This window comes from Micromonospora echinofusca, assembly GCF_017614955.1.
Taxonomy (GTDB): Bacteria; Actinomycetota; Actinomycetes; order Mycobacteriales; family Micromonosporaceae; genus Micromonospora; species Micromonospora echinofusca_A.
On the sequence record NZ_WVUH01000473.1, the window covers coordinates 1 to 4,452 of the forward strand.

The window sequence follows — 4,452 nt, forward strand, 5'->3', positions numbered from 1 at the left end:
TGGTCGGTGTCGGTGCGGTCAACGGCCCGACCTCGGTCGTCCTGTCGGGTGCCGAGGCGGCGGTCGAGGAGGTGGCGGCGCATTTCCGGGGGTTGGGTCGTAAGACGAAGCGGCTGTCGGTGTCGCATGCGTTCCATTCGCCGTTGATGGCGCCGATGCTGGACGAGTTCCGCACGGTGGTCGCCGGCCTGTCCTTCGCGGCCAGCGATGTCACTGTCGCCTCGACGGTGACCGGTGAGTTGACCACCGCGAGTGTGTGGGCGGATGTCGACTACTGGGTGGAGCACGTCAAGGCCGGGGTGCGGTTCGCCGACGCGGTCACCGCCAGTGGTGTGAACACCTTTGTCGAGATCGGCCCGGACGCGATCCTCACCGCCCTCACCGGGCAGATCCTGGAGGACACCACCGCAGTACCGCTGGCCCGCCGCAACCGGGACGCTGCGGTCACCTTCACCGCCGGACTCGGCAGCCTCTGGACGCGCGGCATCGCCGTCGACTTCTCGACCGTGCTGGCCGGCGGCCGGCGGGTCGACCTGCCCACGTACGCGTTCCAGCACGAGCGGTACTGGCCACAGCGGGCCACGGTCACCGGCGACGTGTCGTCGGCCGGTATCACCGGCGCCCGGTACCCGCTGCTCGGCGCGATGGTGGCCATGCCGGACGCCTCGGTCTTCACCGGTCGGATCGGGCTGGAGACCCACCCGTGGCTCGCCGACCACGTCGTCGGTGGGACGGTCATCGTGCCCGGGGCGGCCCTGGTCGACCTGGCGCTGCACGTCGCCGAGGAGACCGGCTGCGAGGCTGTGGACGAGCTGACCCTCCAGGCGCCGCTGGTCGTCCCCGGCACCGGAGCGGTCCAGCTCCGGGTCAGCGTCGCGGCACCGGACCCGAACGGCAACCGGGCCGTCACCATCCACTCCCGCACCGAGCACAGCGGTGAGGAACAGCTCGACTGGGTGCAGAACGCCACCGGCGTACTCGCCGCTTACCAGGCTCCGGTCGACTTCGACCTGAGCGTCTGGCCTCCGGTTGGTGCGGAGGTGGTGTCGGTGGATGAGTTGTACGACGGTTTGGCTGCGGTGGGTCTGGAGTACGGGCCGGTGTTCCGTGGTGTGCGGGCGGCGTGGCGTCGTGGTGGTGAGGTGTTCACCGAGGTCGGGTTGCCGGCTGGTGTGGTGGTGGATGGGTTCGGGTTGCATCCGGCGTTGTGGGATGCGGCGTTGCATGGTGTGGGTTTGTTGTCCGGGGGTGTGGAGCGGGCGGAGTTGCCGTTCGTGTTCTCGGGTGTGGGGTTGTCGGCCACGGGTGCGGTGGCGTTGCGGGTGCGGTTGGTGTCGTCGGCTTCGGGTGTGGTGTTGGAGCTGGCTGATGCGGTGGGTGCGCCGGTGGCGTCGGTGTCGGGGTTGGCGTTGCGGCCGGTTGATGTGGGGTCGTTGGGTGGTTCCGGTGTGGTGGAGCCGTTGTATCGGGTGGAGTGGTCGCCGGTGGCGGTCGACCGGGTCGGCCCGGCCGGCACCTGGGCCCTCGTCGGTGCCCCTGACCTGACCGGGCTCGACGGCCTGGTACCCGGGTTCGCCACCCTGGACGACCTGCTGGCCATCGACGGGGGGCACTCCACCATCGTGGTCCCGTTCGTGCCGGAGAGCGGACCGGCGGACGCCGCCCGGGAGGCCCGGGAGGCCACGCAGCGGGCGCTGCTGACCGTACAGCGGTTCCTCACCGAGTCGGCTCTCCTGGACAGCCGGGTCGTGGTGGTGACCCGTCGGGCGACCGGCGTCGCCGGTGACCCGGAGCAGACCGACCCCGCGTACGCGGCGGTGGCCGGTCTGGTGCGTTCGGCCCAGTCGGAGAACCCGGGCCGGTTCGTACTGGTCGACGTGGACGAGCAGACCGAGTCGTTGCTCGCCGTACCGGCCGCCGTCGAACTCGGCGAGCCGGAGGTGGCGGTGCGGGCCGGTCGGGTGTTCGTGCCCCGTCTGGTGCGGGTGACGGACCTGGTCGGGGAGGTTTCCTGGCCGGCTGATGGTGCGGTTCTGGTGACCGGTGGTACGTCGGGTCTGGGTGCGTTGGTGGCCCGGCATCTGGTGGTCGCGCGTGGTGTGCGGCGGTTGGTGCTGGTGAGCCGGCGGGGTGTGGATGCGCCGGGTGTGGTGGATCTGCGGGACGAGTTGGTGGCCGCTGGGGCGGAGGTTCGCGTCGAGGCGTGTGACGTGTCGGATCGGGCCGGGTTGGCGGCGGTGGTCGCCGGCATTGATGGCCTGTCGGGTGTGGTGCATGCGGCGGGTGTGCTGGATGACGGTGTGCTCGATGCGTTGACGCCGGAGCGGGTTGCGGGGGTGTTCGGGCCGAAGGTGGATGCGGCGTGGCATCTGCACGAGTTGACCCGGGACCTGGACCTGTCGGCGTTCGTGTTGTTCTCGTCGGCTGCGGGTGTGTTGGGTAACGCGGGGCAGGGCAACTACGCGGCGGCGAACTCGTTCCTGGACGGGTTGGCCCGGTACCGGGTGGGTCTGGGCCTGCCGGCGGTCTCCCTCGCCTGGGGCCTCTGGGAACACGGTATGGCCGACACGCTCGGCGAGCACGACCTGCGGCGACTGGCCGAGTCGGGTACGCCGCCGCTGCCCACCGGTGCGGGTCTCGCCCTGTTCGACACGGCGGTCGCCACCGGCGACGCCGTCCTCGTGCCGATCCGCATCGACGCCCGGGCGTTGGGTGCCCAGTCGGAGATCCCGCGCCTGCTGAGCGGACTGGCGCGGGGGCGCAGCCGCCGGACCGCCCAGGTCGCCGAGGGTGCGACCTCGCTCGTCCAGCAGCTCGCGCCGCTCGGTAAGGCCGAGCGGGAGTCCGCGCTGGTGGAGCTGGTGCGGGCCGAGGTGGCCGGGGTGTTGGGGCATGCGTCGGTCGATGCGGTGGAGTCGGGTCGGGCGTTCAAGGAGTTGGGTTTCGACTCGTTGACCGGGGTCGAGCTGCGTAACCGGCTCAGCGTGGTCACCGGTCTGCGGTTGCCGGCGACGTTGGTGTTCGACCACCCGAGTGCGGTGGCGTTGGCCCGGTTCCTCGGGTCGGAGTTGTTCGGCGGGGACGAGCCGGCGGCGATGCTGCCGGTGGTGTCGGTGGCCGATGACGAGCCGATTGCGATCGTGGGGATGGCCTGCCGGTTCCCCGGCGGGGTCTCCTCACCCGAGCAGCTCTGGCACCTGGTCAGCCAGGGTGTGGACGCGGTGAGCCCGTTCCCCGCGGACCGCGGTTGGGATCTGGAGGCGATCTACCACCCGGATCCGGCGCACCCCGGTACCAGCGTCACCCGGCACGGTGGCTTCCTGCACCGGGCGGCGGATTTCGATCCGGGGTTCTTCGGGATTTCGCCGCGTGAGGCGGCGGCGATGGATCCGCAGCACCGGTTGTTGTTGGAGTCGTCGTGGGAGGCGGTGGAGGCGGCCGGGATCGATCCGGTGTCGTTGCGGGGTTCGCGGACAGGTGTGTTCGCGGGGGTGATGTACCACGACTACGACAGTGTGGTGGCGTCGGCTGCGGATTCGGTGGAGGGCTTCCTCGGTACGGGTGGCAGTATCGCCTCGGGTCGGGTGGCGTACCACCTGGGTCTGGAGGGGCCGGCGGTCACCGTCGACACGGCCTGCTCGTCGTCGCTGGTGGCGTTGCACTGGGCGGCCCAGGCGCTGCGTACCGGCGAGTGCACGTTGGCACTGGCCGGCGGCGTCACCGTGATGGCCACGCCGAACACGTTCGTCGACTTCTCCCGGCAGCGTGGGCTGTCCCCGGACGGACGGTGCAAGGCGTTTGCCGCAGGTGCGGACGGTACCGGCTGGGCCGAGGGTGTCGGCATGCTCGTGCTGGAGCGGCTCTCTGATGCGGTACGTAACGGGCACCGGGTCCTGGCGGTGGTGCGCGGGTCCGCCATCAACCAGGACGGTGCGTCGAATGGTCTGACGGCGCCGAACGGTCCGTCGCAGCAGCGGGTGATCATGTCTGCGTTGGCCGGTGCGGGGTTGTCGGCTGCCGAGGTGGATGCGGTGGAGGCGCACGGTACGGGTACCAGTCTGGGTGATCCGATCGAGGCGCAGGCGTTGTTGGCGACGTACGGTCGGGGCCGGGTCGACGGTGAGCCGTTGTGGTTGGGGTCGATCAAGTCGAATCTGGGTCACACGCAGGCGGCTGCGGGTGTGGCTGGTGTGATCAAGATGGTGCAGGCGATGCGGCATGGTGTGTTGCCGAGGACCCTGCATGTGGACGCGCCGTCCCCGCATATCGACTGGGAGTCGGGTGCGGTGGAGTTGTTGACCGAGGCGCGGGAGTGGCCGGTCGTGGACCGGCCGCGTCGGGCGGCGGTGTCGTCGTTCGGCATTTCGGGTACGAACGCGCACGTCATCCTGGAGCAGCCGCCGGTGACGGTGGAGGCGCCGGCTACGGAGACCCCGTCCGAGCGGGTGGTGC

The 4,452-nt window shown here is 70.6% G+C and carries 1 protein-coding gene; it reads left to right on the plus strand.

From position 1 onward, the window contains the following. Window positions 1-4,452 (plus strand): type I polyketide synthase (locus GSF22_RS31155; protein WP_208817491.1); only part of this gene is annotated, 4,452 nt, incomplete at both ends.